At 36.6% G+C, this 26,975-nt stretch carries 26 protein-coding genes and 1 tRNA gene; 18 read left to right on the top strand and 9 right to left on the bottom strand.

Annotated elements, in window-relative coordinates; translation table 11 throughout:
- From NEOC95_RS07895 to NEOC95_RS07870, 6 genes are all read left to right on the top strand, one after another.
- Nucleotides 1-402 (top strand): ISAs1 family transposase (locus NEOC95_RS07895; RefSeq protein WP_213152435.1); only part of this gene is annotated, 402 nt, incomplete at its 5' end.
- Between the two features lie 1,226 nt (nt 403-1,628).
- Nucleotides 1,629-4,280, top strand: a complete 2,652-nt coding sequence (locus NEOC95_RS07890) for an ATP-binding protein (RefSeq protein WP_213152434.1) — start codon at nt 1,629-1,631, stop codon at nt 4,278-4,280.
- A gap of 360 nt (nt 4,281-4,640) precedes the next feature.
- A complete protein-coding gene (locus NEOC95_RS07885) occupies nt 4,641-4,943 on the top strand; it encodes a metal-sensitive transcriptional regulator (RefSeq protein ID WP_166154388.1) in 303 nt (100 codons plus the stop codon).
- 178 nt (nt 4,944-5,121) lie between these two features.
- Complete coding sequence (locus NEOC95_RS07880) at nt 5,122-5,343, top strand: hypothetical protein (protein WP_166154390.1); 222 nt, start codon at nt 5,122-5,124, stop codon at nt 5,341-5,343.
- A gap of 632 nt (nt 5,344-5,975) precedes the next feature.
- Nucleotides 5,976-6,428 (top strand): hypothetical protein, encoded by a 453-nt coding sequence (locus NEOC95_RS07875; RefSeq protein WP_213152433.1) that lies wholly within the window; start codon nt 5,976-5,978, stop codon nt 6,426-6,428.
- 283 nt (nt 6,429-6,711) lie between these two features.
- Nucleotides 6,712-7,164, top strand: coding sequence for a hypothetical protein (locus NEOC95_RS07870; RefSeq protein WP_213152432.1), 453 nt, complete (start codon nt 6,712-6,714; stop codon nt 7,162-7,164).
- A 230-nt stretch (nt 7,165-7,394) separates the two neighbouring features.
- Here NEOC95_RS07870 and NEOC95_RS07865 read toward each other — a convergent pair whose 3' ends face one another.
- The gene (locus NEOC95_RS07865) at nt 7,395-7,622 is read right to left on the bottom strand and encodes a hypothetical protein (protein ID WP_166154396.1); all 228 of its coding nucleotides are present in this window, start codon (nt 7,620-7,622) and stop codon (nt 7,395-7,397) included.
- Between the two features lie 163 nt (nt 7,623-7,785).
- On the opposite strand from NEOC95_RS07865, the gene NEOC95_RS09545 reads away from it, so the two are divergent.
- A complete protein-coding gene (locus NEOC95_RS09545; protein WP_278248285.1) occupies nt 7,786-7,914 on the top strand; it encodes a hypothetical protein in 129 nt (42 codons plus the stop codon).
- A gap of 422 nt (nt 7,915-8,336) precedes the next feature.
- On the opposite strand, the gene NEOC95_RS07860 is transcribed toward NEOC95_RS09545, so the two are convergent.
- The 3 genes from NEOC95_RS07860 to NEOC95_RS07850 all read right to left on the bottom strand — a co-directional run bounded on the left by NEOC95_RS07860 (nt 8,337) and on the right by NEOC95_RS07850 (nt 10,015).
- The gene (locus tag NEOC95_RS07860; RefSeq protein WP_166154399.1) at nt 8,337-8,636 is read right to left on the bottom strand and encodes an acylphosphatase; all 300 of its coding nucleotides are present in this window, start codon (nt 8,634-8,636) and stop codon (nt 8,337-8,339) included.
- A gap of 87 nt (nt 8,637-8,723) precedes the next feature.
- Nucleotides 8,724-9,767, bottom strand: a complete 1,044-nt coding sequence (gene dusB / locus NEOC95_RS07855; protein WP_166154402.1) for a tRNA dihydrouridine synthase DusB — start codon at nt 9,765-9,767, stop codon at nt 8,724-8,726.
- On the bottom strand, nt 9,764-10,015 hold the full coding sequence (locus NEOC95_RS07850; RefSeq protein ID WP_166154404.1) for a YggT family protein: 252 nt from the start codon (nt 10,013-10,015) through the stop codon (nt 9,764-9,766). Before NEOC95_RS07850 ends, dusB begins: the two co-directional genes overlap by 4 nt.
- A gap of 121 nt (nt 10,016-10,136) precedes the next feature.
- Between NEOC95_RS07850 and pilM the strand changes: the two genes are divergently transcribed.
- From pilM to NEOC95_RS07815, 7 genes are all read left to right on the top strand, one after another.
- Entirely contained in the window at nt 10,137-11,822 is a 1,686-nt protein-coding gene (gene pilM, locus NEOC95_RS07845) for a pilus assembly protein PilM (protein ID WP_213152431.1), read from the top strand.
- Nucleotides 11,823-11,842: 20 nt separating this feature from the next.
- Nucleotides 11,843-12,463, top strand: coding sequence for a hypothetical protein (locus NEOC95_RS07840; protein WP_166154409.1), 621 nt, complete (start codon nt 11,843-11,845; stop codon nt 12,461-12,463).
- 5 nt (nt 12,464-12,468) lie between these two features.
- Complete coding sequence (locus NEOC95_RS07835) at nt 12,469-13,752, top strand: toxin-antitoxin system YwqK family antitoxin (RefSeq protein ID WP_213152430.1); 1,284 nt, start codon at nt 12,469-12,471, stop codon at nt 13,750-13,752.
- Nucleotides 13,753-13,983: 231 nt separating this feature from the next.
- Entirely contained in the window at nt 13,984-15,054 is a 1,071-nt protein-coding gene (gene recA / locus NEOC95_RS07830) for a recombinase RecA (protein WP_166154414.1), read from the top strand.
- 1,006 nt (nt 15,055-16,060) lie between these two features.
- Nucleotides 16,061-16,357, top strand: a complete 297-nt coding sequence (locus tag NEOC95_RS07825) for a hypothetical protein (protein WP_213152429.1) — start codon at nt 16,061-16,063, stop codon at nt 16,355-16,357.
- Nucleotides 16,358-16,844: 487 nt separating this feature from the next.
- Nucleotides 16,845-17,012: a hypothetical protein gene (locus NEOC95_RS07820; protein ID WP_213152428.1), complete on the top strand. Its 168-nt coding sequence runs from the start codon at nt 16,845-16,847 to the stop codon at nt 17,010-17,012.
- Between the two features lie 489 nt (nt 17,013-17,501).
- Entirely contained in the window at nt 17,502-18,602 is a 1,101-nt protein-coding gene (locus tag NEOC95_RS07815; RefSeq protein WP_213152427.1) for a hypothetical protein, read from the top strand.
- Between the two features lie 45 nt (nt 18,603-18,647).
- On the opposite strand, the gene NEOC95_RS07810 is transcribed toward NEOC95_RS07815, so the two are convergent.
- Nucleotides 18,648-19,547 carry a polyprenyl synthetase family protein gene (locus NEOC95_RS07810; RefSeq protein ID WP_213152426.1) on the bottom strand — a complete coding sequence of 300 codons (900 nt, stop codon included), beginning with the start codon at nt 19,545-19,547 and terminating at the stop codon, nt 18,648-18,650.
- A 49-nt stretch (nt 19,548-19,596) separates the two neighbouring features.
- Entirely contained in the window at nt 19,597-20,280 is a 684-nt protein-coding gene (locus NEOC95_RS07805) for an LbetaH domain-containing protein (RefSeq protein ID WP_213152425.1), read from the bottom strand.
- A gap of 525 nt (nt 20,281-20,805) precedes the next feature.
- On the opposite strand from NEOC95_RS07805, the gene NEOC95_RS07800 reads away from it, so the two are divergent.
- Nucleotides 20,806-21,930 (top strand): class I SAM-dependent RNA methyltransferase, encoded by a 1,125-nt coding sequence (locus tag NEOC95_RS07800; protein WP_213152424.1) that lies wholly within the window; start codon nt 20,806-20,808, stop codon nt 21,928-21,930.
- 1,181 nt (nt 21,931-23,111) lie between these two features.
- On the opposite strand, the gene NEOC95_RS07795 is transcribed toward NEOC95_RS07800, so the two are convergent.
- Both NEOC95_RS07795 and NEOC95_RS07790 read right to left on the bottom strand, forming a co-directional pair.
- Nucleotides 23,112-23,186 (bottom strand) — tRNA-Pro (locus tag NEOC95_RS07795).
- Between the two features lie 11 nt (nt 23,187-23,197).
- Complete coding sequence (locus NEOC95_RS07790; protein WP_039386540.1) at nt 23,198-23,452, bottom strand: hypothetical protein; 255 nt, start codon at nt 23,450-23,452, stop codon at nt 23,198-23,200.
- A 206-nt stretch (nt 23,453-23,658) separates the two neighbouring features.
- Here NEOC95_RS07790 and ung point away from each other — a divergent pair, with 206 nt between their 5' ends.
- The 3 genes from ung (at nt 23,659) to NEOC95_RS07775 (ending at nt 26,310) form a co-directional block, all read left to right on the top strand.
- Nucleotides 23,659-24,348, top strand: coding sequence for a uracil-DNA glycosylase (ung, locus tag NEOC95_RS07785; RefSeq protein ID WP_166154424.1), 690 nt, complete (start codon nt 23,659-23,661; stop codon nt 24,346-24,348).
- Between the two features lie 340 nt (nt 24,349-24,688).
- Nucleotides 24,689-25,087 (top strand): hypothetical protein, encoded by a 399-nt coding sequence (locus tag NEOC95_RS07780; protein WP_213152423.1) that lies wholly within the window; start codon nt 24,689-24,691, stop codon nt 25,085-25,087.
- 59 nt (nt 25,088-25,146) lie between these two features.
- The gene (locus NEOC95_RS07775) at nt 25,147-26,310 is read left to right on the top strand and encodes a PP2C family serine/threonine-protein phosphatase (protein ID WP_213152422.1); all 1,164 of its coding nucleotides are present in this window, start codon (nt 25,147-25,149) and stop codon (nt 26,308-26,310) included.
- A 263-nt stretch (nt 26,311-26,573) separates the two neighbouring features.
- Here the strand turns inward: NEOC95_RS07775 and NEOC95_RS07770 are convergent.
- The coding region (locus tag NEOC95_RS07770; protein WP_213152421.1) for an ISAs1 family transposase at nt 26,574-26,975 on the bottom strand (402 nt) is incomplete at its 5' end.

Raw genomic sequence — 26,975 nt, 5'->3', positions numbered from 1 at the left:
GTCTGGTGTACCCATGAGTTAGATTGGCTGCCTCAAAAAGAAGAATGGGTGGACCTAAATGCTCTGGTCTGTATGAGAAGCACTAGGTGCATTAAAGATAAGACATCAGTAGAAGCTAGATACTATATTGCTAGTGAAAAAGCTAGCGCTGAAAAGCATGGACTAGGCATACGTTCGCACTGGTCTATAGAGAATAAGGTTCATTGGCAATTAGATGTTTCTTATGGGGAAGACAAGAGCAAAATCCGTAAAGACCATGGCCCCCAAAATCTATCGGTTTTGAAAAGATGTACGATGAATCTACTAAAGGCTGATACAAAAACAAAAGCAGGAATCAAGAATAAAAGAGCAAAAGCCGGCTGGAATAAAGATTACATGATGGAAATGCTAAATGGTAAATAAAATCTTCATGCAATTTCCCTGCTTTCATACGTGCTTATTTATTACTTTCCCTTTGCTATCCTTTTTTATTATCCCCATTCACTTAAATCAAAAAATAACCTTAAGGTGAAATAGTCCTGCTAAATAGCTTTCAGGAATTTTTTTAGACATTAAACTACAAGGCTGTTCTTTAAAATGACTTGCCGCAACTAGTGTAAGTTAAAGTACTTAAACCAAGCAAAATTTTGAAGAAAGTTAGCAAAAGTATGGGAGCTTTACTCGTTTCCGATTTAAAAGTTACTCAAATTTTTAGCTCGTCTACTTACTTCATCTGCTCACTCCTTGCTAGGAAGCACCACATAAATTCTCAAGAAAAGCATTTCCATTTTTTGTACTATACGAATTTACCCCAGTAGTCATAACCGTTGCATGTTAGCCCTATCCAATCATTTTTTATTGTAAAAAAGGAAAAGGTGCGAGAGGGAAAGCTTGAGGGTTTACCAGAGGCACAATAACTAATTCTAAGAGCATTCCTTCCTAAGAAAACTTAAAAAAAATGTAAAGATTATCTGCATGCTGTTTTTAGAAAACTCTGCCCATAGCAGTTTTTGAATGCTTTGTTACAGGCTCCCACAGGCATGATGTTGACTACACCGCAATAATGCGCTTCTAGTTCAGGGATTTATCAAGATTAGTCAGAAGGCAAGAAAATGGCTGGCTAGATAAATACAATGCAAGCCTTGCTTTAGCTTGCTGGAATGTTAAATTGGCAACATTTACCAATGGTAATTCTCTTAGTAGGGGAAAAAGAAAGAACTAATGATCGAACATAAATTAAAGGAAAAGGAATAAGCAGCGCCTATAGGTTGAGGCAAAGGGCTTGCTATATTTTCCAAGCATATAGCTGCCTTGGAGATCTAGCCTCGAAGGGTTGAACTTTTAATTAGCCAAGCTTACCATTCATCAATAAGGTAAAAATTTATTAAATTTATCCCTTTTTTACCAACAATAGGATAGTAAGTTGAACGGGCGATATTTTGGCTTCAAAGGAAAGGAGGACAGGCCTTTTTTCGAGAAAAAGAAAAACAATGAAAAATTTTTCTTACATTAAGTTAATAAAATTGTGTATTGGTTCCTTAATGCCACAGGCTTGGTAAGGCTAGTGAGTAAAAAGAGGAAGTAAAGACAATTGGTTTGTGATAAAATCAAATTAAAGTTATAGAAGGTACCAAAAAGGCAAGCATCCTATGGTTGAAGAAGATCGCCCAGACCCAGAAGCTTTACTTCAGTTGATTAACCGGGAAGAAGAGAAAAGTAGAGGAGGAAAACTTAAAATTTTTTTTGGGATGGCTGCTGGCGTAGGTAAAACTTATGCGATGCTAGAGGATGGCCAACAGCGTCGCTTAGAAGGAGTAGATATTGTCATAGGGGTCATTAACACCCATGGACGAAAAGAGACCGCTGCTCTTACGGTTGGTTTGGAAAGTATTCCTGAAAAATCCATTAGCTATAGAGGAAACATTTTTACGGAGCTTGATATAGATACTATCATCAAACGCAAGCCTCATATCGTTCTCATAGATGAACTAGCGCATACCAATGTTCCTGGGTCACGCCATACGAAACGATGGCAGGATGTAATGGAGATCCTTGAAGCAGGAATCGATGTTTACACCACCTTAAATGTCCAACATATTGAAAGCCGTAAGGATGTAGTGGAAGAAATTACGGGCATTGTAATTCGTGAAACTGTTCCTGATAGTCTTATAGAAAGAGCTTCTCAAATCGAGTTAGTGGATATCACTCCTACGGGGCTTTTAAGGCGCCTTAAAGAAGGGAAAGTTTATATAGGACCTCAATCTGAGATCGCTGCAAAAAATTTTTTCCAAGTCGATCGATTAACGGCCTTAAGAGAAATAGCGCTGCGACTGACAGCAGAAAAAGTAGATCATGATCTGCATGGATTGTTGCCCAGTGCTGAAAGGTCTAGCTTGTGGAAACCCTCTGAACGCCTAATGGTAGCGATTAGCCCTAGCCCTCATTCTCAGCGCTTAATTCGCCTTGCACGCCGTTACGCCTTTACCCTAGACGCTCCTTGGATTGCTTTGCATGTCGATAATGGGAAGAAGTTAAGCGAAAAGGATCAGAAACAGCTAGCCAAAAACCTCTCTCTTGCTAGAGAACTCGGAGCAGAAGTTATCACTACGGCAGATCCTTCTATAGGAATAGCCTTAAAAAGGATGGCCAAACAAAAGAACGTTACTCAAATTATTATTGGTCGCCCCCAAAACACCTTGTTTAAAAAATTGATGGGAATAAGTAATCTTCTGGATATTCTCAATCAAGAGGCTAGCGGTATCGATGTACATGTAATCCACCATGATGCCTCTGTCCCTTTCAATGTATCTCCCTGGTCTAAATTAGAATTTACAAGCACCTATAAAGATTACGGATGGGCCCTTTTTTTCACCCTACTTATTGCTATGCTAGGGGGAGTATGCTCTTTATATCTAAGCTACCAAATGATAGGATTAATTTTCTTTTTTTTCTTCTTAGGGTTTAGCCTATTCCTAGGAAAAGGCCCGCTTGTTTTATCGGCATCCCTTTTTTCTATAATTTGGTCCATGCTCTTTTTACCTTCTTTTAATTCCACTTATTTTGGAGAAGTGGAGACAGGTTTGTTTTTATCTTTTGCAGCAGCTACTTGCGTTTTAAGCATCCTTACTGACCGCATTAAAAAACGGGAGCAACTGCTTAGGCATCGAGAAGAAAAGTCACAAGTGCTTTATGAAATTGTAAAGGAGCTAGCGACTACTTCTTTTAATAAAGAATTATTCTTATCTATCTGCGCTCGCCTAAATAATCTGCTAAACGGAAGAGCCGAAATTTTTCTAAAAAAAATTGATAATGGCCTTATGATCCATGCTGAGACCGATTTGCTGAAAGATGAAAAAGAGAAAGCCGTAGCTACCTGGGTATTTGAAAATACAAAAATGGCAGGATGGTCTACAGATACATTATCATCTGTTAACAATCTTTACCTACCTTTAAAAGGATTTAAAGAGACAGTGGGTATTCTAGCTTTTCGACCTACCTTCCCTAAAGTGATACAGCAAGAAGAAATAACCCTCCTTCAAACAATTTGCCAGCAAGTAGCGCATTATGTGGAAAGGACCTTTAAAGAAGAAAAGCTCCGGAAAAATGAATATCTTAAACAGATCGAAAAAGTTCAACATAACATTTTAAGCTCTCTTTCCTTGGAGTTTAAGACACCTCTATATTCCATCAGAGGGGCAGCACGTGAGCTAAAAAGTGCGGAGCTTGCCAAGAATGCAGACCTTCGTTCGCATAAGATTCAGCAGATTGAAGAATCTTCTAATTATTTAAGTCGCATGGTAGAAAATGTGGTGACTATGTCTCAATTAAGCACAGGTTTTCTCAAAGTCTCCAAAAAATTACAAACCATCTCGGAATTGATTAATGCCAGCTTAGCAAGCTTACAGAAAAACCTTGAAAAACATATCATAAAAGTTGAAGTTGATAAAGATCTCCCTCCTATCTATTTTGATTTTTCCTTGATGGAACTTCTTCTTTGTAACTTATTAATTAACGCTGCTGCTTACTCTGAGCCAGGTAAAGAAATTTTAATTTCTTCTCATAAAATAGAAGGTTTTATTCTTCTTTCCGTCGCGGACGAAGGACCAGGTATTCCTCTTAATTTTGTTCCTCGACTTTTTGAAAAATTTTATCGAATTCCTGGCACGCCATCCAATGGAATGGGATTAGGGCTAGCCGTAGTAAAAACCATCGCTGATCTTCATCAAGCAAAAATTGAGGTTCATAATCGCCCTAAAAGAGGAACGGTATTTACTCTCTATTTTCCTCTAAAAAATGAGTAAAATCTTGGATAGAAGTAAATAAAAATTTAGATCTATTACTTTTATAGAAGGAATCTCTCTCGGTTCCCATCGCTATCCATACGGATGATGCTTAAAATATCTTATCTATCGCTTATTCGAGCAATAAATATTTTCATACATGTTAATTAACTGGATGCAATTAACTAAGCCTTTATTAAGCAAATTCCTATTTTTTTATGTTTAAGCTTCCTTAAATTGAAAAAATAGTGGGATTAAAACAGGTCTGGCTGAAATAAAATTAAGGAGAGTCGATGAAAAATTTGATAACCTATTGACATAATTCGATGAGTTTTATACCATAGGGGGGTAGGGTAAAAATTTACAAAATAGAAAACATTTATGAAAAATTCAGAGGGTGAACATAAACAAGCTAAACAAGCTTCTTATCACGATCAACTCCCACATCTAAATAGGATAAATGGGCAGCTAGAAGGAATAAAAAAGATGATTAAAGAGGAAAGGTATTGTCCAGAAATTTTAACTCAGCTTAGAGCCATCCGTTCAGCTATAAAAAGCATCGAAAGGCGTATCTTGGATACCCATCTATCCTCATGCGTGGCCCAAGCTTGCCTCTGTCACGATCACGAGGAGCAAAAAAAGAAAATTGAGGAGATTAGGATATTGCTTAAGCGATTTGAATGAATTTCACGCAGGGACTAATCCTAGGTAGCTTAAATAGGGATTTTTTCTTTCTTCCTCATCAAGCGAACCTCTTGGTAAGCAAAGCAGTCACTGATCTGGGAGAAAATTAATAGAAAGTTTTTAGCTCTGTACAAAATAATAAATAGACCTACTTAAACAATTTAAAAAAGGAGAAAATATGAAAATTTTATTAAGCTTTTTGGGCGCTTTTTTTATGGCGATTAGTTTTCTTTCCGCTGATTCCAACATGAACAATTGCAAGTGCTCAGAGTGTAGTTGTACTCAAGATAAGCATTGTGGATGTTATACTCAATCAGGATGCCAGGGTTTATCTTCACCTTCTGAGGGGAAAGAACCTTCTCAAGGAAAAGATCCTATGGCTACTAATAAAGATATTTGATGTTTTCATGCTGCCCCTCTTAAATGCATTTTAGAGGGGCTTAAAAAAGGTGCATCTCTAGAATGCTATCTTAAAATTGCTAAGGTATGCAAAATACTTATCCTCTTAGCCCATCTTATGATAATTAATAAAAAGCATCCCACTTCTCTATAGATTGTAGAAACTTAGTAAATTAAAATTAGAAGTATCAGCCTCAAAAGAGGGCTATTTAAAGAGCAGGGGTTGATGCACGTTAAACCTCCTTACTTTTTTATCTCCTCTAGCTCTATAAAAATACCCTTAAAAGTTTTTTTATTTTCATATGTTTTGGTGCCCTTTTCAAAAGGAGAGCGGAATAGGTTCAAGATGAGCTGCTTATAAAGCAAAAAGCTAAAAATTTTTTCTTGCAATAAATAAAAAAACAAATGAAACTATAACAAAGATTTAAACTTAAAGGGGCTTTAACAAGCTTTCGATTAAGTAATAAGACTGTAGGATAGATGGTATGGAAGGAAACGAGCTACTAGGCTCTTGATGCTGTAAAGCGTAAATCAAAGAGTTAAATTGCATAGTTAGTTACCCTTAAGAAAGATATTGATCTACCTAATTATATAATATCAGTCTTAATTAACCAATATACAAAGGGCTTATTAATGGAATTTGCTAACGAATTTCCATCGAGCTATCAGGTCTTAAAACCTTTTAGAGCGGATTTTGGACAAAACGTACCTACTATTTACAAGCAGGCTAACTGGAAAGGGAGAGTTTACTGCTTCATTCAATTAATAAGCTCTCCCGCCACTGTTGCATTTAAAGTAGGGAGAAAAGCTGGAATGGCTGCATGTTCAGCTGCCGGTGTGGCTATCCACGTTCTATTCATTAGTACAAAATGTTTAGGAAGGATTTGGAAAAGAAAGCCTATTGGCCGGCAGGATCTGTTGAATGGAGCTATACTGATAAAAAAATCTGCCTTACGTGCTCTCGATCTATCGATAGCAGCAGCCTTATCTCCTATCGGCATATTGGCATCGCGCGTACGCTACCTTATAGGGATAATTTACCCACCTTTAGCTTTCTCTCCAAGCTTTTTGATAATAAAAATTTAATAATTTATATAAAAATCAAAAATTAAGTTTTTTACTATAGAAAGAAATAAATAAATTAAACTGTAATAAAATTTAAAAGAGCTTTAATAGCCTTGCAATTAAGTAGTAAAACTCTAGGGTAGACTGGGTTGGAAGAAACGAGCTATTAGGCCTTGGATGCCATGAAGTGTAAATGCATAGCTCAAAAGGTTAAATTGCATAGCTAGTTGCCCTTAAGAAAGATATTGATCTAACCAATTACAAAATATCAGTCCTAATTAAACAATATACAAAGGGCTTATTAATGGAATTTGCTAACGAATTTCCATCGAGCTATCAGGTCTTAAAGCCTTTTAGAGCGGATTTTGGACAAAACGTACCTACTATTTACAAGCAGGCTAGCTGGAAAGGAAGAGTTTACTGCTTCATTCAATTAATAAGCTCTCCCGCCACTGTTGCATTTAAAGTAGGGAGAAAAGTTGGAGCTGTTGCAAGCTTAGTTGCCAGCGTGGCTGGTTTAAGTTTTTACCTTATTACAAAATGTTTAGGGAGGATTTGGAAAAGAAAGCCCATAGAGCAGCAGGCTGTGTCGAATGAAGCTTCAAATATAAAAAAACTTGCCTTATATGCTTTAGATCTATCCATAGCAGTAGCTTTGTCTCCTATCGGCATATTGGCATCTCGAGTACGCTACCTTATAGGGATAATTTACCCACCTTTAGCTTTCTCTCCAAGTTTTTTGGTAATAAAAATTTAATAATTTATATAAAATTAAAAATTAACTTTTTTACTGGAGAATGGATTAAACAAGGCCAGAAGAAAAATTCATGATAGAAAGCTAGCTAATTTACAAGTGGAAAATGCTCTAAAGGAAGAGCCAAAATTAGTCCTACCTATTTCCTTATACATGTAAAGCGTCCAGCTTACAAATCCCCTTCCATTTTCAGGTGTTTAACAGCTTATTCCTATGCTAGGCTTATTCTTCACCTAGCTACCTACTGCCTGGTCAATAAAGTCTGCTATCCCTATCTCCTCCCGCATTCTACGAGGCCGCTCCTTTCTTGATAAAATAAAAGCAAATTCAGCAATAGAAGAAGCATAATGCTTAGCTATTCTGCTGGATTGAGCGACCAAGAAAGAGAAGGAATCAAGCATATTTTTTTCTATTTCCCACGGAAGAGAAAGAAGACTTGGAAACCTTTCCAAGCAAGACATGTCTGTTGCTATTCTTTATGTAAACGATCCAGGATGCCGATAGAGATATTTTCCTCACAACTTTCCTTCCTGAAAAGCTATGTTGAAGTATTTCCCTAGAAGGAAGCTTGCCGAGAAATTTGAAAAGATGAATACATACCTATACAAGAAGGAAAGAATGTCCATGAGCAAAAAAGAAGGGCCGGCAGCAGCCCTAGTGGATAACCAGAACATGAAAAATGCAGACCATGGAAGTCTTAAAAGGCTAAAAATAGGGAAAAAATCAAAGGAAGAAAAAGACATATGTCACTAGATACTCAAAAGCTTTTTACTAGATTGCCACTTTACAGCAGCCAACCTATCTGATAAAGAAGGCTTAAGGATGCTCTTTAAATTGTAATCAATGCAGCTGCCTAGAAGAGGTAGATCAAGGCTATTAAAGAGAAGAGATAAAAGCCATGGGCCAAATTAAGGTAAGGAAGTTGAAGTAGTAAAAGGATCGCCTTGCAGAACAGACTTCTAAGATGAGGGCTGGAATGCCATTTATATTTCCTTGACACCAGGAATTAAGTATTTTACCGAAAAATTGGGTAATAAAGGGAACTTTAGCATGGATAAACAAATGTTAGAGATTAGCCAAGGATAATAAATGCTTACCTATAGCCTTAAAAGCTATAATTTATAGCTTAAGGTCTAGAATTATGCTAAAAAGAAACTAAGCATTTGAGCCCCTTCTCAAGGTAGAATTTGAAAATGCGGGTAAGAAGTGGAAGGTGGGCTATAAATAACTTCTAAACATGTTATATAGCTACTTCCAAAGCGTGCTTGGATAAGAGCAAGAAGTTTTTCTAATTTCTCCTTAGGACCTTGCGCTATAATTTCTACACTTCCATTTTCAAGGTTACGCACGGTGCCTGTAAGCTCTAGTTGAGAGGCATAATGGAGAGTAGCTAATCGAAAACCGACACCTTGCACGCGGCCCGAGGCTACAGCATGTAATTCTAATGGCTCTTGAAGGGGAAATAATTTATTCATTATTAAGCCATACGGTTAGCAAATTAATTGATTCTGGGAAACTTAAGCTAATCTTAAATAGCCCTCTCATAGGATTTCTAGCTCCTTTTAACAAGATGTCTCGTCTTCTGATTGATCAATCATTTCATTTCCATTCATTTCTCCTAACGGAAAATTTAAAATCAAATCCTGTACCTGCTCTACCGATTCGGCTCGGCTTATCTGTTCCCTAAAAGCTCGTGTCCCAGCAGATTTTTTTAGATACCAACAGCCTACTCGGCGCATGTCTACCACCGCACGGCGTGTCTGTTGATAATTAATCGTATAATTGAAATGCTCAAGCAAGGCCTGTCGGCAGTCTTCTAAAGTACGGCTCCTAGGCTCTTCCCCTTGAAGCTTTCTCATGATGTCTTCTACGATCCAAGGCTGGCCTAAAGTTCCACGAGAGATGAGGATGGCGTCGCAGCCGGTATGCTCAAATATTTTCTCTGCAGCCACGGCATCGAATATATCTCCATTGCCAATAATTTTAATCGATTTTGCAACCTCTTTGCATGCTTTAATCCAATCCCAGTTGGCCGCTCCTCGATAACCCTGTTGGCGCGTACGGCCATGAATACATATAGCTTTTGCACCGGCTTGCTCTGCTATTTGCGTGATCAAAGGAGCATTGATAAGATTTTCATCCCATCCAGCTCGTATCTTAACCGTCACGGGAATTTTAACAGCTGCCACCATTTTTTCTAGGACCTCGCCAATCAAGGCAGGGTTTTTCATCATTCCCGATCCACTTCCATCCTTAGTCACCTTATCGACAGGACAGCCACAATTTAAGTCGACAACATCAAAACCTAAATCTTCAATAATTTTTGCAGCCTGGCCGGCAATTTCTGGTTTACTTCCACAGATTTGTCCTCCAATAGGATGCATGCGGCGAGCATAATCCAAAATATGAAATGTTCCTTGATCGAAACGCACTAGGGCATCCATTTTGACCATTTCACAATATATCAACCCCGGATGATAATTAGCTGACATTTGACGAAAAGGATAATCGGAACATCCCGCTAAAGGAGCATAAAAGATATTATTAGGAAGTTGAATAGCCCCTAGCTGAAAAGGCACCTGGAGAAATGATGTTCTATCTTTCATCGAATTAAAAAAATAATTAAATCTTTAAGAAGACTTAGACTAAAAAAAGCAAGAATAGGGCTTATATCCACCATTCCGAAAGGAGGAATAATTTTTCGAAAAAGATTTAGATAAGGATCGGTATAGAAAGCTATAAATTGCATAAACCTATATTGCATGAGTTGCGGTGCCCAGGAAGAAATAATTCTGCCAAACAGCATCAACATATAAATTTGAAAAAGCAGATCAACAATAGGAATCAGCCACATAAAAAATAGGGGGTAGTAAATTAGTAGGATTCTAATATATAAAAAAAAGTCTTTTCTGTCTAAGAACTTTAATCTATAATAAGGCCTTTGTTGGGAATATTTTAAGCTTAGGAAAAAGCGCATGTTGGATAAGCCAGAGGCTTCTATTACATTAGGCCTGGAGCTAGAAAAAACCTTTTTAAGGGGCATTCAACTAACCTACAATAAAGGAAAGCCTCATTTTAGCAAGCTGTTTGAAATAATAGAAGAGTTGGATAATGTAAATCCGCTTTACATTTATGAAGAACATCCTGATTTGCAAAAAAGCCTGCAGAGAGATCTAGTGATCACAGCGTTAGATACTCCTGAAGTGCTTTTACGGCATCTCGAAATAAAATTAAAAAAAGAAAAAGATATAGAACAAGTATTAGCTTTTCAAGCCGAACCTCTGCTACCCTATTCCTCGGACCAAGCCGTCTTAGATTATCTTAAGATTGGCCATTCAGAAGAGGGGTCTTTATTAACTGTTTTAGCAGCCCGCAAAGATTACATTCAAAAACATTTAAAATACTGTTCCAAGCTTCGGATAGAACCTGAGGTTATCACTGCTATACCCGCAGCTTTATACAATTTTGCTATCACCTGTGTGTCTTCGCCTAACCCTTATTGTATCATACATCTTGGCACTCAACAATCTACAGCCGTGCTTATACAAGGTTCCAAGCTTATGGCTGCTCAGTCCATTTTAGGAGGAGTACAAACACTTAAAGATGCGTTGATAGAAGAAGATGGGTCGATTAACCTTGCTGACTCTAACGGTAACTTACTGGGCACCAATCAGCCTGTTCCTACTTACCAAGCTTGGGAAAGTTTGCGCCTAGAAATTAAACGTGTAGTTTTTTCTCTCACCAAACAAGCCAGGGGGCAGGAAGTAAAGGAATTATTAATTACTGGTTCAGCTGCTTTAATTCCCAACTTGGGAACCTCTTTAGCTTCAGATTTAAAAATGCAACAAATTTTTCCCCAGCCAGAGATTTTTCCTCAGTTAAGTGTAGAAAAAATGCAAGAATTTGCAGCCCCCTTAGGCATAGCTTTAGCAGGCCTTCCTCTTCTAAAAGACAAAATTAACTTTCGTAGGCAGGAATTTTCCTATCCTCATCCTTGGAAAAGATTGACCAAATCATTATATGCCTATGCAGGCTTATGTATCGCTTTAGCTTCAGCTTTATATATATTTACGCAATCTTATCTTGCTTATCATCTCGATAATGCTAGGCAAGATTATATTGAACTCTTACAGGTTAGGAATGAACCCTACGCTAATTTTGAGAGCTCTTATGAAAAAAGCAATTCTTTGCTCAATGATTCTGATAGCCAAACTAAAGGCATTTTAGAGCTCTCCGCAAAAGATCTTTTAGAACGGGTCCATTATGTTGAAAAAAACCTACAGGGTAAGCCTGATATTTTCCCCCTTCTACCCATCATTCCTAAAGTAAGCGATGTTTTAGCTTGGTTAGGCTCCCAAGATGCTCTTAGAGGAAAATGTAAAGGGGAGGAACTTCCTTTACCCCCTATTCAAATAGAAAGCTTTCATTACGCTTTAGTTAAAAGACCTGAACAACATAAGAGGCAGGAAAAATATCAGGTAAAAGTTGAAATGGAGTTTACAAGTTCGATACCCAAGCAAGCTCGCGAGTTCCATGATGCATTGATTGAGCCTAATTCCTTCGTAGACCCTAAAGGGGAAGTAAAATGGAATAGCAGCCATGGTCGCTATAGAACCTCGTTTTACTTAAAAGATAAAACTCTTTATCCCACTTCTTCATAAAAATAATAAGAATAGTTAAAATGTTAGAAAATATTCCTCGCCAGCGACTTCTCTTTTATGGTTTGTTCATCGGATTACTGCCCTTAATTTTGGTGACCCTCTATTTTTATTCGCAATTAGAAAGGTTGAACCATCTGAAAGAGACAATCCATTGTACCCGTGAGACAGCTATCATGCGTGAAAAGAAGCAAGCCACCAATAGGGCTGTTATCGAGCATTTTCGTGAAGCCGATCATTACTATATTGATAAATATTTAGAAAGTTTGGTTTTTCTTGAACCAGAAATTGAAAGTCTCCAAAAACTTGAAAACGATAAAAATTTTGCTTTTGATGACATTTTGAAAAAAAGATTAGAGTATTTATCCAATAATAATAGCTTAGCCTTTACTGAAGGAGTCGTACAGTCTTACCCTCTTTTTCAAGAGACTACCGAAACTCTTGTCCATCCTGTAGAAGTGAATGTGGAAGATATTCAAAAAATTTTATCGCGCATTGAAGCTATTCCTATTGGACCTTACGCTCCTCCTTCTCATCCCCCTCAACTTCTTATTTTAGATTTCAAAATTAATAGAAAAAATATTTCCGAAAATAATGAAGTTTTTAGCCTAAATTTAAAACTATTAAAAAGAGAATTTCTTTAAGCTTTATGAAACAACTTAAACTCCTCCCCCTTCTTATCTTTCTTTGTTATATAGCTCATGGATGTATACCTACCAGCTTAAGGGATGAGCAGCCAGCTTTGATTAGCATCAACTTAATTGATCGCAATGGGCTTAATGAGACTATCACCAACAAAGAACGCTTGAATCAATACGAAAATGTAGATTTTCTAGGAGCTCAGCCTTACCAAAAAGTTTTAAGAGTCTATCAAAAAGATAGCCAAGGAAGCTCTCCAGCATATATTACTACTTACTATGAAAATGGACAACCTCGCCAATATTTAGAAGCTGTTAACAATCGTGCTTATGGGTTTTACCGAGAGTGGTATAAAGATGGTACCTTAAAGCTTGAGGTTACTCTTATTGGAGGTATTGCAGATTTAACATCTAGCGCCGAAAAAAGCTGGCAATTTGAAGGATGCGCGCGCGCATGGGATGAAAACGGTAATATTCAGACTGAAATAACTTATGAAAAGGGTTTGTTAGAAGGAGATTCTATTTATTACCATCCGAATGGAAGGATGTGGAAACGTATTCCTTTTCACAAGAATCAAGCGAATGGCATAGCAGAATACTATCTTGATAATGGCCAGCTTTTACAAACGATCATTTTTTGCCACGGCGTTCGCCACGGTGAAGCTGTACGCTACTGGCCATCAAAAAAAATTGCTGCTCAGGAACATTTTAGCCAAGGACTATTGATTTCTGGCCAATATTTTGATAGGGAGGGGAATCTTATAGCTGAAATCATCGAGGGCGAAGGATATCGTGCCAGCTTTAATAAAAAAAATGTGCAAGAATTACAGCAATTTCAAAGCGGAGTTTTACAAGGTAAAGTAAAAATTTTTGATGAAAACAATCGTCTACAGCGCCTTTATCATGTAGAGAATGGCTTAAAAAATGGGGAAGAATATGAGTATTTTCTTTTAAAGGGCCTAAAAGAAGCACGTCCCAAAATGTTAATTAATTGGTATCGAGGTAATATTAATGGGTATGTAAAAACCTGGTATGATAATGGCACCCTCGAAAGTCAGCGGGAAATAGTTAATAATAAACGCAATGGGTTAGCTACAGCCTGGTACCAAGATGGAAGTTTAATGCTTATCGAGGAATATGACCGAGACCTAATCGTGAAAGGTGAATATTACAAAAAAGGAGATAAAAATCCTATAAGTGAAATTTTAAATGGAAAAGGAACAGCTACTATTTATGATGGAGAAGGCCGTTTTATTCGAAAAATTCATTACTATAATGGAAAGCCGCAGGAATAGCTAAATTTTCCTTGCTTTTTTCTTACTTATGAGGTATAAATTAGCTACTGTTGAAAGACACCCTCTTCTTTGAAAAAATAGTTTTTTAATTAAATAAATCAGTAAAAAACCTTAAAAAAAGTGCTTGGGTAATTTAATTGTTCCATACCAAGCATTCATGCTTTTTCTCTTTATCTATTCGTATAAATTTATTATTCTTTCTTTGGATTTTTATTAAAATTGGAGATCATTATGGCTCAAGCTAACGATGCAGAACGTAAAAAAGCACTCGATTTGGCAGTTAGCCAAATTAAAAAGCAATTTGGCGATGGTGCCATTATGTCGCTTGGCAAACACTCTTCCGAGCGAGAAATTAGTGTAATTAAAACTGGCGCTCTCTCTTTAGATGTAGCTTTAGGCATTGGAGGAGTTCCCAGAGGACGCGTAGTGGAAATTTATGGGCCTGAATCTTCAGGTAAATCTACTTTGGCTTTACATATAGTCGCTAATGCTCAACGTAATGGTGGTGTAGCGGCTTATATTGATGCAGAGCATGCATTAGATCCTAGCTATGCGACTAAAATCGGAGTTAATATTGATAATCTATTAATCTCCCAACCTGATAGTGGAGAAGAAGCTTTGAACATTGCAGAAGCGTTAGCTCGTTCGAATGCTATTGATGTAATTATCATCGATTCTGTGGCAGCCTTAGTGCCTAAATCAGAGCTTGAGGGGGAAATCGGCGATACTCACGTAGGTTTGCAAGCACGTATGATGTCACAAGCTTTACGCAAGCTAACGTCTGCTCTAGCTAAAAGCAACACTTGCGCTATTTTTATTAACCAAATTCGTGAGAAAATTGGGGTTATGTATGGCAACCCTGAGACTACCACAGGTGGAAGAGCTTTAAAATTTTATTCTTCTGTACGCTTAGATATTCGTCGTACAGCAGGAATTAAAGGAAATGACAATGTAGAGATTGGTAATCGCGTACGAGTCAAAGTAGCAAAAAATAAAATGGCCCCTCCCTTCTTAACTGCTGAGTTTGATATTCTGTTCAACGAAGGTATTTCTCGTACCGGAGCAGTTATTGACATGGCAGCTGAATACAATATTGTGGATAAAAAAGGTGCTTGGTTTAGCTACAAAGGCCAACGTCTAGGTCAAGGTAGAGAAGCCGTTAGAGAAGAGCTTAAGAATAATGCCAAGTTGCTAGAAGAACTAGAAACTTTAGTATTAGAGCATCTTAACAATAAGGTTGCAGCCAAAACAAGTAAAGCGTCCGAGAATGAAGAATCTTTAGCTGAGCTTATGGAAGTTTAATTGTAATCTTTAAGCCACAAGACTTATCGCCCTTTTATTTAGGACTTTTGCCAAAGCAGGCAAAAGTCCTTTTTACATTCCCTCTTTTTCAAATAAAATCTTCTCGCTTTAATTTCCAATCATGCGCTCTTGAGAGGCTCTTTCGGCAATCGCATGTTTTGTAAATGAACCCCCTTTAAATAAACAAAAAAACATTCAGGGAATTGGGTATATCGCTTTAATTTTTAAGACGTATAAATATTAAGTTATACGCTTTTAATCTACTCCTTATGCAGTCACATACTTTATAAAATCCCTTTTGTTAAACAGAGAGACATCTTTCAGAGGGCTGGGTATACGGGCGAAGTTTTTCTAAAGCGTATTAAGAGAATGTAAGGCAGCTTTTAACTTTGCCTATTTCGCTATAGCCTATACGGTAAATATTTATTTCTGGCTTATAAACTTTTCCTTATAGAAATAAAAATTTTAATTCATTTCTATCAATACAGGTTTCATGGCTTTTACCAAGGCATCAATTAACAATTCTAATTGATCCTCTAACGTGTAGTTTTTCGACCTTTAGCTTTATTATTTTCTTCATATCCCTCTAGCCATTTCTTCGGTTGCCTTGATACTTTATTTATAGCCTACAGATGCACTAGAATTTGCTAGCTTGTCCAAATTTTTAGCGAAGCGATCGCCCTAAGTGAAGGTTAATATTATAGAGAAGAATGACATAAGGTATAATTATTGAGATTGCAAACAGCTTTTTTCTAACTTTAAAGAAGAAGAAGATCGATAGAGATAGAAGAGAATGGAAAAGAAGAAAGTATGTTTGTAAACTCTTCTCTACAATAGAGAAATTAAGCGCCATGGCAAAAAAAACAGGGCCAAAAGTTGTTAAAGTAGAGAGAGAGTACAACAATCTATAAGCGTAGCTTGGGCTGCTTACCTACATTAAGGAAGGGCAAAAGAAACGATCCTCCAATTCCTAAATAGCCAAAAGATAGAGTTTCTTTTTGAGTAGGTGGGTCAATCGCTACCATCTTCTCCTCATGACTTATTAGCTTTAGATCGAGCCAATTATCCTATTAGCAAACAATTAAGCTTCTTCTTAACTTTCACCTTTTCTTCTAGCCTCCTTATAGCCCTTAAGCTTAAACCAATTGAAAATTGTGGCGCAATTTACTTAGCCATTTCAGAATTACAAAGAGCTATAAAAGAGGGCGATAACTTTGCAGAAAAGGCTATGCCTAAACGAAAAGAGAATTATGTGTTGTATCGTATGCTCAATTGCAGTAAGAGGCAATTGAATGAATATTAAAAACAAACCATTTGTGCGAGTAAATTATCTATTTTCCCCTATTCAAATATAAACCGATCTTTCCTCTAAAAGATCGTAAATCAGTTTATTGGCAGTCAGTCTGCCTTTATAATGTAAAAAATGGGATTGATTACCTATTACCTAAAATGTCTAGATGGCTTGTCATCTCTTTTCTTACATATGCAAGCACAGGCGTCCTTCTCAATAGATTGCCTTGCCGACGTTGAGCTATATGTTACTTCCTGTGCCTATACTTGCATCTGCAGGCGCGCTAAAAAACTTGGGCAATAGCTTGAAGAATTTAGGTCATAAGCGTCCAACAGGATATAGCCTTTGATTCTTTTAAGGGTAGAGCGAAGAAAGAGTAGAAAATGCATCAGCATGATAACCGCAAGTGGAGAGTTTAGACGAAGAGCTACTTAGCCATTTGCCTAGACCTGCATGAAATTATTTATCAAGTAAATTACCAGCATCTGATAGCAATAAAATGAATGATTTAGTGGCTAACGAAGATGATCGTTTGCTACCAAAGAATGTCTATGGAGATGCTGCTTACAAGCAAGCTTTCTTCCTTTTATCTTACAGGCGAGGTACAGACTTTTTAGTGTTTTTAGGAGGAGGAAGATTGAAGCCAGAAAACGGACAAGTCCTATAAAAACAAAAGAGATGATGCTTTATAAGTGGTTAAAGCCTTAAAGAGGCGATAAAGCTAGGCAGCTTTAGAAAAAGTTCTGCTGCTAACCTAGCAGATTGCTTGCTGAAGCAGAAATGTATTTGCTTAAAAAAAATCCTGCAAAATGGTCTCATCGGAAGATTCTCGCTGTAGGAAGCTAGCTTGTTGGAGACGCACATTATATATTTAGAAGAGCGATTATTAATAAGCTGGCAAAAGTTAAAATGCCTCCTAGCCAGTGGGTACTAACTTAGATGATAAAGCATAATAGAAGGCTACCTGTTAAACGCAAGGAGTATTACATCATTTTCACGACGCCGCTATTAATTTCAATCAAACAAACCTTATTATTAATAAGAATTAATTATTAATTTTAAAACAAATTGAAAATAAACATATCTTATAATTAAGAGTTTATTATAGAATGATCATATGTTTGTATTAACAATCTATTAATTTAAGGAGATAGAGATGAGTAGCCCTATGCGCAGAGTAGAAGAAATAAAAGAACTTGAAATGAATAAAATCCTAGGAAGCTTTAATAGCATGCCCAAGCAAAGCGTCTCATGGAAAGGCCATACATGGAACCTAATCAAGGATAGTTTAAATAGCTTTATAAGGAGCATTAAAACAAGACATTGGATTTCCGGCGAGCAATATAGGAATGATAAACTTTCCGCGTCATTAAAGCTGCTTAGCACGACTATTATTGCAAAACTTGAAGATACGATAGAAGAGTCTAAGCTAGAAATTCAATTAAAATCTTCTGAGCAGGCTATAGATGTTTACTCGTTTCATCAGGCAAATTATCTTTTAACCTTAGCGGTTAAAACCCATGCAATGAAGATAAATGAGATATTGGAAAAAATTGATACCACTAGGTTTAATGTAGAAAATATAAACTATCTAAATAAGATCAAAGCTACTGTAAGAGGCTTAAATGATAGCTGCCAAAGAGATTTAAAGGCCGAGACAGATTTTATCAATCGAGCTCAAGAAAAAAAGCTTAATGAATTTAATAAAACAGAAGAGATGGAAAATCTACAAGATAAGCTGCATGAAGGAGTAAAAACTTTACATGAAGCTTCAAGCAACTCCATCGATCCTTCAAGTAGCAATGAAGAGAATAAAAGCTTGCTTATCGAAACTGATGTAGATCAGTTAAATAATAGCGGTGTAGATGTTTTAATTGCCCAAACAGATTTTATCAATCAAGCTCAAGAAAAAAAGCTTAACGATTCTAATCGAGAAGAAGAAATGAAAATTCTACAAGGTAAGCTGCATGAAGAATTAAAAGCTCTGCAGGAGGCCCTAAGTAACTACACCAATCCTTTAAGTAGCAAGGAAGAGGATAGGAGTTCGCTCATAGCAAGAGATAGCTTGGACCGGTTAATAGCGTCAATCGCTACTGGCATAGAAACAGAAGAGCTAAGAGAAGAATCTAAAAAAGCCATTAAGCTTACAGAAGGCTTTTTGAAAGAAACTTCTATCTCCTCTGAGGAAATAAAAAACCTTCTTGCTAAGCTAAAAGGGACTCATGAGGGCTATGCAAACTTATTGAAGAAGGATTAACAACCCTGCCTACCTAAGCAAACCTAGCGCGGAATTTTCCGCGCTTTATTTAATTTTTTCTTCATGGATTTGCGAAGTAAGCAAGTCACATAAAGCGCTTAACTCAGGGGCCTCCAAATTAAGCTGCTGGCTTATCACCTTAAACGCCTCTATTTCCTCTAAAAACATTTTAAAAGCAGCCTTTCTACCGCACTTAGCTACCAAGTTGACCAGCTTCCCTCGATGAGCATCTTGCTCGATATCTCCAAAATCATCAGCAATTTGAAAGGCCATGCCAAAGTGATAAGCAGCTTTTTTCATGTCTGTAAGTTTATCTAAAGCTCCTCCCCCATACAACCATCCTAAAACAAAAGAAATCTCAAATAAAGAGCCCGTTTTCATCCGAATAATTTCTTTCAAAGTGTTTATACTTAAATCAGGAGGATAGATATCTAAAAATTGCCCTCCTGTAGCCCCTAAAAGACCTGTATTAAATGTGCAGTTTTCTAGAGCAAGAAGGCAAATCCTGTCACTCTGGGCAGCATGAAGGGCTCCCGATAAACTTAGTACTTTTGCATTTTTAGCAAGAAATTCATACCCCGAAGCAATTAAAGCATAACTAGCTAATAATGCTAGAGATTCTCCATACACTCTATGAGCACTAGGCTTATCCCTTCGCACATCATCGTTGTCCATACAGGGCAAATCGTCCGCCAATAAAGAAGCGGTATGGAAAAACTCAACAGCAAGAGCAGCAAAAGATACATCTACTGAGGCCTTCAAAGCTTTAGCAATTACTAGGACTAAAAAGGGGCGAAAACGCTTGCCACCATTCATTAAGGCATACTCACAGACGTCACGCAAGTTTGTTTTAGGGCCTAGAAGGGGGATAGCTTGACACAAGCTTGATTCGAAAGTGAGTTGGTAAGGTGCTAAAATGGAAGAAAAAGGATCATTTTTAATCATAGACAGTAAGTTTTAAGTAATTTTAATAATAAATTTTTTAGCAAGACTTTTAAAGAGGAGTAATGACCATTTTTTGAGATGAACGAATAAGCTGATTTGAAGTTATAAATCCTCCTGCATTTACACATGGATAGCAGATCACCTGTTTGCCCCACAAAGTTCCAGGATTGGTTACAGAATTACAACCTATTTGCGAATCATCACCTATAATAGCCCCAAATTTTTTTAAATCTGTTTCAATGAAGCTCCCATCTAGATAGATAGAAACATTTTTACGATTTAATCTAAGATTAGCACATTTTGTTCCAGCGCCTAAATTTACACGTGAGCCCAAAATTGTATCGCCAAGGTAAGCAAAATGACCAGCTTGAGCTTTGTCAAACATGATAGCATTCTTCACCTCGGTAGCATGGCCAATTACACATTCATTTCCCGCAATGAAATTACCTCGAATGTAGGCTCCATGACGCACACTACAATTTTGGCCGATGATACAAGGCCCTTTAATATAAGCACCAGGCTCAATAATAGTACCTTGGCCGATAGAAATTAGATGAGGATTTACCAAATAAGTTCCCTGTGGAACAGCAGCTTCAATTTCTCCTAAAGTAAGAGTTTGTAGGTAAGAGGAGATAAGAGACAAAGCGTTCCATACCAAAGTACAACTTTTAAAAAGCTTAGCATGTGCAAAGTTAGTAAGATCAAAAAAATAGTCAGGTGAAAAATTATTCATAGTTCAAAGGTATAATAAAAAAAAACGAAGAATACAAGATTATTCTTGTTGACAAGAGAGACAAATAATAATTTTAAGCATCTTTAAGCTAAAGAAGAATATAGTTCTTAATAAATTTATTCTTCTTCCTCTTAAGGTGTGGAAATGTAGATAACCCTATCTATTTGCTTCTGTTCTGGGTCGGTTGATAAGTTGTTGATAGATTGTTAAAAACTGGTCAGTTGATAACAATTTAAGCTTATCAACAGGCCTATGCACAAATTCATCGACCTAAATTACCCTACTTATGAACAGAGAATTTTATTTCTCTATCCCTTAAAAAATTAAACTTTTTTGGCATTGAGGGAGTGCTTATCCATAAGGGCAGAAGAAAAAATAAAGGCTCAATGGATGTATATTCTTTCTCTAATCTACTAAAGAGTCTTATAATCTTTTTCCTTCAGAGAGTTGAATATCAAGGCTGGAGGATAGTTGTTAAAAAAGCTTTAAGGCTCAACTACTTTACATTTTTTAGAAATTTTTTTTATGAATACTTATAAAGATATCCAGTGCCCGCATTTTGCTGTTTGTTCAGGTTGTACGATCAATGAAAATGTTGATAAACCCCCTCTTTTAGAAGAAGTTTATAATTTTTTCTCTGAACAAAGCGTGCCTTTTAATTATTATTCTGAGCAAGTGGTGAAATGGCGTCATCGTGCTAAGCTGGCAGTAAGAGGCTCTGCTGAAAATCCTCTTATCGGCCTTTATGAAAATGGAACTCATCAAGTAGTGGACATACCCTTATGCCGGGTGCATCATCCTTCAATTAACCAAGCCATTGAAAAATTAAAAACCTGGATCAAAGCTTATAAAATCAGGCCTTATGATGAAATCACTCAGGAAGGGCTGTTGCGTTATGTCCAGTGTGTTGTTAATAGGCCAAGCGGACGTGTACAGCTTTCTTTAGTTTTAAATGCTCCTGGTGAAAGAAAAGAGCTTTTAGCGGCCAAGCTTTTATGGGATCTAAATCCCGAAGGGTGGCATTCAATATGGATTAACTGGAATCAGCAGAGAACAAATGCAATATTTGGCAAAGAATGGGTATTAGTAAAAGGCGAAGAAGATCTGTGGGAAACGATTGCGGGTGCTAAGGTTTGCTTCCATCCAGCCAACTTCGCTCAAGCCAACTTGGCTGTATTTGAGAGATTGTTAAATGATTTGAAAAGTAGTCTAATAGCTAATGAAAGAATTGTTGAATATTACGCCGGCGTGGGAGTAATAGGTTTTTCATTATCAAAAAAAGCTGAGAAGATTGAATGTTGCGAAATTAATCCGTGGGCCCAAATTTCTTTTGAAAAAGCTCGTCAGTGCCAAGGCTTTTCTCATATTTCTTTAGTTTCTGGTTCCTCTTCCTCGCATACAGAACTATTAAATCATGCCAGCGTAGTAATTGTAGATCCTCCGCGTAAGGGCCTAGATCGCTCCTTGCTTAGCGCTTTGCTTGAAAATGAATTTCCTCAAGAATTGCATTATATTAGCTGCGGTTGGAACTCTTTTAAACAAGATTGGAAAGAATTAACAAAGAGCTGGCAACTTATCTGCGCTCAAGCTTATTTATTTTTTCCTGGCACCAACCAATTAGAAGTACTAGCAAAATTTAAGAAAAAATAGATAATACACTTCCAAGCTACTTCTTAGGCAGCTTCGCATTTTATAAAATTGCTCTCATTAACTAGATAGGCATTTTCGGAGGCTTGGGTAGGAGACTGGGCTTTTTATCACTTTAACGTGCAAACCTCTTTCTTGAGTAGCCATAAGCTAGCTAAAAAGCTTATAAAGCAAGGCTATATGAAGAAGTCCTTACTTATCCATCTGCTTTGTAACCCTAGCACATGTTATTTTATTCCCTTCTTAATTTTTAATCCCACATTCCGCAGGTTATAACGATCTCAAGATATTATTTTTTAGTAATAAGGAATGGAATTTAAATTAAAGGATTAATTTATTTAACGAGTTAGGAACCAAGGGATTAAATTCAAAGAGAGGAACGTGGGCCTCCAGCTTTTTTTAGAAAAAACTATTCGTGCTCCTCCATAAGCAAATAAAGTGAAAACATGAAAGATGAAAAAGTATTGTAGCAAGAACTTTACCCTCGTAGGATTGTTTTTACATTACCCAATGAAATAGAAATAAGGGAATATGATAAATTAATTAATCCCTCATAATCCAAAAGCTTTTACGGCTACAGGGGGATTGGATAACTATTTAACGATTAGGAACTTATGTTTTGACCTAAGCCTCATTTCAGAAATTATAGGTTAATGGAAATTAACCTGCGGAATGTGGGTTTAATCCCTATCTTTCCAATATAATACCCTTTAAAGAACCTACGTCTGCATAACCGAAAAAGACATTAACCTTTTTCCAAGCCGACTCTATCCGTAAAAACAAGCTTTTTATTAAGTATATGATTATATAAAGAGTTGCTCGAAAGCGTATAAGCACTCTTCTATGCTTTGAAAAATCTACCTAATTTTACCATGAAAGGGGAAAATGAAATCTTCATAAGCAGAATCTCTTCACGCACGGTCATATTTTTTTTAACTTATAAAGGGTTGAGGGGTGTTTGAAAAGCCTAATCTTTCCAACAATAATATCATTTCTGCAGCTTGGTAAGCCTCTTGGGCTGGTGCATATTGCGGTAAAAGTTAAAGAAGAAATCTTTAAACGAAGCTGCCTATCTATGAAATGTCTTAAACAGCGTACTACAGGAACAAATAATTTAAGAACAAAGTCTTAATGCCCTTGCATTACTTTTAAATAGAAAAATTATTAATAAAAAAGAATAAGAATCTGAGTGAGAGGATTCGAACCTCCGACCCCTTGCACCCCATGCAAGTGCGCTAGCCAAGCTGCGCTACACTCAGATAAGAAATGATTAATTTGCAGTCATGCCTTCGAATTGCATTTCAGTTTTTTTGAAATCCCTGACTGCCATGCGAGCACAGTGTTCGATAATTTTTTCCAAAGGATCCGTAGGATCTACCTCAGCAGCACTTATATCTACAGAAATGGAAGCACTAAAGGAAGTACCGCCTCTCAATCCTTTTACTTTAAAGTTGGCAAAAATTCCATCTTTTTTCTTTGATATATTGATAAAACGAATTAAATTGTTTTCAGCTATATTCATCATATGTATCCTTTAAAAGGCCATATGATAAAGGCCTTCTTCCTTTATCGTCAATGTTTTTAAAAAGATGATAGAGGGCCGTGAAAACTTTTTAGCAAAAAGATTAGTGCTTAAGAGATGCCTCACAAGCATAGAGAAAAGAAAATTTATAAATTTTATTAGTGACATTTGAAAAGGTTTGTTAATTTCTTTTAAATTAGGAGAAGATTATGACAGGATTTGAACTTGGATTGTCTTGGCAAAATGCTTTAAAAGACGAATTACAAAAGCCCTATTTACAAGAATTAGAAGCATTTGTAGAACGAGAAAGATTTCAAGGTTTTAATGTCTTTCCTCCCCGTGAATTAGTCTTTAATGCTTTTCGCATGACGCCATATGACTCGGTTAGAGTAGTTATAATGGGACAAGATCCCTATCATGGACCTCGCCAAGCGCATGGACTTTCTTTTAGCGTCCCTGAAGGCGTCCGTCCTCCCCCTTCTTTGCAAAATATCATTAAGGAACTTAATGCAGATGTCCAAATACCTATGCCTAAGCATGGGTGCTTAATCCATTGGGCCCAACAAGGTGTTTTATTATTGAATGCTACTCTCACTGTTCGGCAAGGGGAACCCTTGTCGCATCACGGAAAGGGCTGGGAACGTTTTACCGATGCGGTTATTGAACATTTAGTAGATGGCAGAGAAAATTTAATTTTTATCTTATGGGGAAAGTCGGCGCAAGAGAAATGTCGTCATATCATCGCTAGCCATGAGGAAAAAAAGCATCACATTTTAATGGCAGCTCATCCCTCGCCTTATGCAGCTCAACAAGGTTTCTTTGGATGCCGTCATTTTTCTAAAGTCAATGACATACTGCGTTCCAAAAAGCAAGAGCCTATTGATTGGGCTATACCATAAAATAATGGCATGTAAGTTGCTGAGCATTTCTTCTATAAAATCAAAAGTTTTATAAAAATATCTAGAATATTTTTGCTAACCCCTAAAGTTGCTAAATGCTTTATTATAAAAAACTAGAAAAAATTTTTTTATCTTGCGTTAAGAATTAATAAGTTTTAAAAAAATAGAAGAGCATTACGTTTTAATAAAATTGCTGTAGAAGGTGTTTCTTAATAAAAGAGTCATTTATTTAAAGTTTAATTGAAATAAAGATGGGTTGTTTATTATAATATATTAAAAGGCTCTATCGCTTAGTAGTAAATTTTTCTGCTTCTTAATCTTTTAAAGTTTGGGTAAATTTATGATAATTGAGCAGGATCTAAAAAAGCTTTTTCAAAAATTAGATCACGATCAGGTCTTACACATCCAGTTAAATGAAAATGAGCTAGGAATAAAAGTTTTTGATGGAGCTTCGAAAATATTTTTAACTACTAGGATTTATAAGGGAGATAATTTTATTCCTAAAAGTGTAAGGAATGGGATTGCAAGAAAAGCTCCTTGTAGTCGTACCTCTATTAAAACTTTCCTCTCCATCAATGAAAATCAATATCGTGTGGATTTAAATTATTTAGGCTTATTACAACAAATGAATGCGCAGAATTTTGCAATTTTAATGGAAGACTTTGTACGCCTTGCCTGCGGATGGAGAGTTTATTTAGATGAACAGGACCAGAACGACTTAATACATGTGCGTGTATAGCTTCATGCTTTCTTCATCATTATAAAGAAAAATACATTTACCTAGGTAGGACTTAAGATATGCGTATAAATTTTGATACCACTCATCTTGAACATTTTTTAAGCGATTCTTCTCAAAAATACGTGGTGAGTTTGAATGAAAACTCCCTGCGATTTGTTCCTTTAAAGCAAACATCCATTTTCCACAGAATAGCGGCATGGTTTGGATGTGGGCCTCTTAGCCTTAAAAATATAGCGAATTTCATCAGCCATCATAACAAGGAAATAAACCAAGAGTTAGCCCCTGAAACTCAGATACTTTTTTACAAAAAACTCATTGGAAAATGCTTGCATTACAATAATAGCTATATTCATTCATTCTCTCATGTTCAAAATTCTGTCTTAAGTGTTTTCAAAAAGCATGTGCCTATGTGTAGTGATGCCTTCTTTTCAAAAGAAACGACTTATCATTCACGTGAGGATGGATTAGATGGAAATGTGGATTTCAGCTACTCGAATAGAAGACTAGGCTTTGGATATGTGGTAGATGGCGCAGGGCATAATAATCCGTATATGCAACCTGTATTACAAGAGTTATTGCAAAATTTTACTCAGTCTTATGAGCAAGCTTTAGAGCCATGTACGTTCAAAACAATTGAATCGGCACAGCAATTCTTAACAGATCAACTTGGGCAATTGGCGCGGACCTTAACTTCGGATTCTCGGTCTATACATAAAAATTCCAGTACTTTTGAAGATCCCTCTTACCATCCCGCTATTAGTTTTGCTCAAACTATTAAAATTGGCTCAAGTTACTATTTACTCAGTATAGAGCTAGCAGACACGATGATTGTCATTAAAAAAGCAAATGGAACCTTTGATACCTCTTTAGCTACCTCTAGGCCTGATTTTGGCTTAGGAAGTGGCGCAATTAATGTGCACACTACCCCCATTAGTCCGGGGGATACCATTATTGGCTTTTCCGATGGAATTGGTGAATATTTAACTTTAGAAGAATGCATGGAAATTATTTCAAGCAGCATGCCATCTAATCTATTAGAAAACTTTAAAGATAAAATTATTGATAAGGGTAAAGAATTCACAGAGAGAGTACCCGATACAAGTATGCGTCGTGAAGAGGACATACAATCAGCTAACCAATCCAAATATATTAAATACCATACTTTTGACGCAGCTAGCCCGCGTTATCATGATGATATTAGCCTATTTGCTCTGACAGTTTAAAAGCCTTTTATAGCTGTAGCAGATATTTAGTCTGATCTAGATTTAATCTAAAAAAATCCCTTGGTATTCCCTATTTTAAATAGGGAAATTGTGGGGTTTCTTTTAATGCTAGTTTAATAAGGATATGCGTCATTAATTGGCATTTAACCTAATCTATTTTCTTATTGATATTTTTTTTTAATAATTTCCATTTAATGTTATTTAAATCTACAGTAACATTTTTCATAGGGTTCATTTTATGGCAGGGAAATTGCATGAAGATTTTATTTACCATTTAGCATTTCCATCATGTAGTCTCGATTCCACCCGGCTTTTGCTCTCTTACCCTTAATTCCTGCTTTTGTTTTTGTATCAGCTTTTAGTAGATTCATTGTACATCTTTTCAAAACTGATAGATTTTGGGCGCCGTGGTCTTTACGGACTTTGCTTTTATCTTCCCCATAAGAAACATCTAATTGCCAATGAACCTTATTCTCTATAGACCAGTGCGAACGTATGCCTAGCCCATGCTTTTCAGCGCTAGCTTTTTCACTAGCAATATAGTATCTAGCTTCTACTGATGTCTTATCTTTAATGCACCTAGTGTTCCTCATGCAGACCAGAGCATTTAGGTCCACCCATTCTTCTTTTTGAGGCAGCCAATCTAACTCATGGGTACACCAGAC

Source organism: Neochlamydia sp. AcF95 (genome assembly GCF_018342455.1).
GTDB lineage: Bacteria > Chlamydiota > Chlamydiia > Chlamydiales > Parachlamydiaceae > Neochlamydia.
This window is presented reverse-complemented; position numbering and strand designations above follow the sequence as displayed.